Source organism: Streptomyces sp. ActVer (assembly GCF_027270795.1).
Taxonomy (GTDB): domain Bacteria; phylum Actinomycetota; class Actinomycetes; order Streptomycetales; family Streptomycetaceae; genus Streptomyces; species Streptomyces umbrinus_A.
This window is the reverse complement of record NZ_JAPWHT010000647.1, coordinates 1-4258: the sequence shown is the minus strand read 5'-3', so window position 1 is coordinate 4258 and position 4258 is coordinate 1. Positions and strand designations below refer to the sequence as shown.

At 73.2% G+C, this 4258-nt stretch carries 3 protein-coding genes and 2 pseudogenes; 2 read left to right on the top strand and 3 right to left on the bottom strand.

Going from position 1 to position 4258, the window contains the following annotated elements; all coding sequences use genetic code 11:
• The 3 genes and pseudogenes from O3Q52_RS49680 to O3Q52_RS49670 form a co-directional block, all read right to left on the bottom strand.
• Window positions 1-395, bottom strand: a pseudogene (locus O3Q52_RS49680) (transferase); the annotation flags it as partial.
• Window positions 392-1603: a glycosyltransferase gene (locus tag O3Q52_RS49675; RefSeq protein ID WP_269655017.1), complete on the bottom strand. Its 1212-nt coding sequence runs from the start codon at window positions 1601-1603 to the stop codon at window positions 392-394. The gene O3Q52_RS49675 and the pseudogene O3Q52_RS49680, both read right to left, overlap by 4 nt.
• Before the next feature lie 105 nt (window positions 1604-1708).
• Entirely contained in the window at window positions 1709-2851 is a 1143-nt protein-coding gene (locus O3Q52_RS49670; protein ID WP_269655016.1) for a DUF3344 domain-containing protein, read from the bottom strand.
• A 362-nt stretch (window positions 2852-3213) separates the two neighbouring features.
• On the opposite strand from O3Q52_RS49670, the gene O3Q52_RS49665 reads away from it, so the two are divergent.
• Complete coding sequence (locus tag O3Q52_RS49665; RefSeq protein ID WP_269655015.1) at window positions 3214-3453, top strand: chaplin; 240 nt, start codon at window positions 3214-3216, stop codon at window positions 3451-3453.
• A 241-nt stretch (window positions 3454-3694) separates the two neighbouring features.
• A pseudogene (locus tag O3Q52_RS49660) lies at window positions 3695-4258 on the top strand (hypothetical protein); the annotation flags it as partial.

Below are 4258 nucleotides of genomic sequence, written 5' to 3'. Positions count from 1 at the left end.
TGGTCCGGGGAGTACGCCGCGAGCAGGGCCGCGAGCGCGCACCAGCCCACCGCGATCCGGCCGCAGACGGCGGGCAGTTCGTCCAGCACCGCGGGGACGGGCGCGGCGCGGTACAGCAACCCGTGCGCGTTCAGCCACAGCACCGCGAGTACCAGCGAGGCGACCGGCAGCGGATGCGTCCAGGGCAGCACCAGGCCGCCGCCGAGCAGTGCCGCGCAGACGTCCACGGCAGGCAGCGGCAGCCGCGAGGCACGCCGTACGAACGGCCGTCCGCCGCTGGGGAATCTGAAGCCGCCGGTGGCCTCGCGCGGCGGGATGACCGAGACGGGCGAGAATCCGTGGTCCGTCGCCCGCGGCCGGCCACCGGGGGAGGGAACGGTACTTTCCGCAGTCACGTGTGGATGGACTCCCTGCACTCGGTGGCTTCCACGCCCGTCTTCCGTCCTCTGGGCCGCGTCGACCGCGTCGGCCGGGTGCCGATCAGCTCGCGGTACACCTCGGCGACGGCCTTCGCCATGCGCCCGACGTCATGCGTGGTCGTTACGTACCGGCGCCCCTGATGGCCGAGCGACTCGCGCAGCAGCGGGTCGAGCAGCAGCTCGGCGACGGCCGCGGCCAGCTCGTCCGGCCGGTCCGGCGGCACCAGACAGCGCGGTCCCTGGCCCGGCGGCAGACTCTCGCGCGCCCCGTCCACGTCGGTGATCACGACCGGCCGCCCGCAGGCCATGGCCTCCAGCGGAGCGAGCGCCATGCCCTCCCAACGGGACGGCAGGACCACCAGATCGGCGGCCTGGTACCAGGGCACGGCCTCGGTGACGGCCCCGGCGAACAGCACCGACTCGGGAGCGGCGGCCCGCAGCGCCTGTGCGTCCGGACCGTCACCCACCAGCACGAGCCGCGCCTGAGGCACCCGTCGGCTCACCTCGCGCCAGGCGTCGAGCAGGACGTCCTGCCCCTTCTGCCGGCACAGCCGCCCGACGCAGACCACGAGGGGCGCCGCCGGATCGACCCCGTCGAGCAGCGGAATCCCGGCCCGTACGGTCCCGACCGACGCCGGGTGGAAACGCTCCGGGTCGACCCCGTTGGGGATCACGGTGAACCGCCCGGCGATCCCCGACCGCCGTCCGGTCCGCCGCTCGGCCTCGCTGACGCACACCACCCGGGAGGCCCAACGCGCTCCGAGGCGCTCCCAGTTGAGGGCGAGCAGCCCCGTGACCCCGCCGGCCGCCTCGAACGACCAGGCGTGCGGCTGGAACACGGTCGGCACCCGTCCGCGCACGGCGAGCCGCGCCGCGAGTCCTGCCTTTGCGCTGTGCGCGTGCACGACGTCGGGGTCCACCTCCCGCACGACCTGGCGCAGACTCCGTACCTCCTGCGCGAGCCACGGCCCGGGCGACCGGGTCGCATGCCAGGTCCGTACACCGCAGCCCAGTCCCTCGGCCGCCGCGGCGAGTGCGCCGCCCGCCGGACAGGCGACGGTGACCTCGGCCCCGGCGGCCAGCTGGGCCCGTACGAGATCCGTGATCACGCGGGCCACCCCGCCGTCGACGGGCTGGGAGACGTGCAGGACCCGCGGCCGAGGGCCGGGCGGTGACAGTTGCATGCGTGCGTTCCTCGCTCACGGGTGGCGCTCGGAGGGGCTCAGGGGGAGGTCACTGGGGAACTCACGGGGAAAGGGGGAAAGCCGGGGGAAGTCGGGGGAAAGCAGTCAGCGCTTCGCGTCGACGGCGACGAACAGCGCTCCGGCCCAGGCCGTGTCGCGCGGCGACACCAGGCGGAAGTCCAGCCGGGCACCGCCGTGCCGCAGCCCCTTGTCGAGCTCGAAGACGTCGGAGTCGTACCCGAGCGTGTTCGGATACGCGGGCGTGCGGCCGGGGGCCGTCCGGCCGGGCTCGCTGATGGTCGAGTTCAGTACGTCGTCACGGGGGTTCGCGCCGTTGGCCAGACGGGTCGTCAGACCGCCTGCCGACAGGGTGAGCGAGCCGCCGGTACGCCCGCGGTCACCGTTGTAGGCGACGAGCCCCGCACGACCTTCGGCCCCCTTGGGGAACTCCATGCCGGGCAGCCGGACCGTCTGCTCGCCGCCCGTGCCCAGCGGGTCGAAGCCGTCCCACATCGCCAGGTGCCGCAGCGGCTCCGACTCCTTCTCGTACGCCACCATCAGCGTCCAGCCGCCCCACGCCCCGGCCGCCGAGTGGCCCATCGCCACGTTGACCTGCGCCACGGTGTAGGCGCCCGCGCCGCTCGACCGCACCAGACGGGTGACGTCCGCCGAGGCCTGGAACGCGTCCGCGCCGTGCGCGACCCGGTGCCCGACGACCGTGTCGGCGAGCACCTCCTTGTACTGGCCGCCCGGTTCGGCGATCAGCACCCGCCCGTTGTCCTTGGGCGGCTTCTGCTCACCGACCCGGAGATTGCCGCCCCAGTACAGCCGCGCGTACGAGACCCGGGCGCCGGCCGGCGGACGGACCTCGGCGCGGCTGGAGTTGTAGGTGTTCGGGTCGTTGTCGACGTCGATGTAGAACATCTCGAAGTCGTCGTTGTCGTCGTTCGCGGCCGCCCGGCCCTCGCGTGCGGCGGGACAGGACGCCGCCGACCGCTCGACGGGCCGCCGGCAGGTGATGGACGAGTTGGCGGCCCGGACGATCCCGCCGTGCTGGAGCGCGCGGTACCGCTGGGTGAAGGCGAGGCTCTCGGCCTCGGCCGCGGGGGCCGCTGACGTCGTCGGCGCTGTTGACGTCGTGGGCGTGGCAGGCGCGGCCGCCGCCGGTCCGCCCGGCGCCCACAGCGAGGCGAGGGAAAAGACACCCACCATCCCACGGCGCAGCAGAGGACCCAGGGAATTGCGCATGACCGGCATTGCCCTTTCGGGGGAATTTCGGGAAGAGGTTCTGACCCTGCGGACGGACAAGCTGTGGACATCACCTGAGTGCCGCCATGACTCCCCGTCTGTTTCAAGCGGCCTGAGGAGGAACGTAACTGTAGCCGCTATCCGTATTTATCGGTGAAACCCGTCAAGTGTGTCGTAATCATGCTGCATACACTGGTTGGCGCCGTGTCGGGCGGAGGCTCCGTGGTGGGCCCGGCCTCCGCCCGGCACTCGGTCCGGGACTTCACCCATTTGGTGGCACAACCCGCGCCAGTGCCGCGCGTTGATTCCAGAGCCGGGCACCCCGCCCGGATTGTTGTGTCAATCCCAAGGAGCACCTCTCCATGTCGCGTATCGCGAAGGGCCTGGTCCTTACCTCCGTTGCCGCCGCCGCCATGGCGGGCACCGGTGGTGTCGCCGCCGCCGACAGTGACGCGCAAGGCGTTGCCGCCCACTCCCCGGGCGTCCTGTCGGGCAACCTGATCCAGGTCCCCGTCCACGTGCCGGTCAACGTCTGCGGCAACACCGTGAACGTCATCGCGCTGCTGAACCCGGCGTTCGGCAACGAGTGCGTCAACGACTGACGTCGCTGCGCAGCCCTTGACCGGCCGTCCTCCCACAGGGAGGGCGGCCGGTCCGCGTTGCCCCGAATGGAGGGAGGAGCGACGAGCGCCCGCGGAGCGCCCGGGCATGGCGCCTCACCAGGGACAACGGACGCGTTGGCGGGCCCGGGACGCTACGGAGCGCGGTCGTTCGGTTGCAGGAGGTGCCCACGGATTCCACGGTGAGCACAAGATCCGTACGCACCACCGAAAGGACCCCTCCATGCGTGCTCTGCCCGCACGGCGTATCGCGGCCCCCGCACTCTGCGCCACGCTTCTGCTCGGGATCGCCGGACCGGCCGCCGTCGCCGCCGACCACGACTCGACCCGCGACGCCCGTTCGATACCGGCCCAGGCGCCGGTGCCCGGAGCGGACGCTCTGCTGGCGCAGGTCAAGAGCCTCGGCGACGTCGGCGGAGTGCTCACTCCGGTCACCGACCTGCTCAACGCCGTGCTCAAGGCCGACGGCGGCCAGTTGCCCGCCGCCGACGCGGCCAAGCTCGCCGACGCGGTGAAGGCCGCCATCGCCAAGGCCTCCGCGGCCGCCCCGGCCGCGGGCGCGTTGACCCCGCCCGTCAAGGCCGACCGGGAGCAGGCCGTGCCGACCGCACCGCCCACGCCGATGGCCCCGGCCAAGCCTGCCGTTCCGGCCGTTCCGGCCAAGCCTGCCGTTCCGGCCAAGCCCGCCGTTCCTTCGGCACCGGCCAAGCCGGCGACGCCCGACGCCGCGACGTCGCCGGTCGTGCCGAGCACGCCGGCCACTCCCGCGACCCCCGCCAAGCCCGCC

Excerpts from the sequence above, each read along its gene's own strand:
- O3Q52_RS49665 (WP_269655015.1), top strand. The coding sequence starts at position 3,214 with ATGTCGCGTATCGCGAAGGGCCTGGTCCTTACCTCCGTTGCCGCCGCC.
- O3Q52_RS49675 (WP_269655017.1), bottom strand. The coding sequence starts at position 1,603 with ATGCAACTGTCACCGCCCGGCCCTCGGCCGCGGGTCCTGCACGTCTCC.
- O3Q52_RS49670 (WP_269655016.1), bottom strand. The coding sequence starts at position 2,851 with ATGCGCAATTCCCTGGGTCCTCTGCTGCGCCGTGGGATGGTGGGTGTC.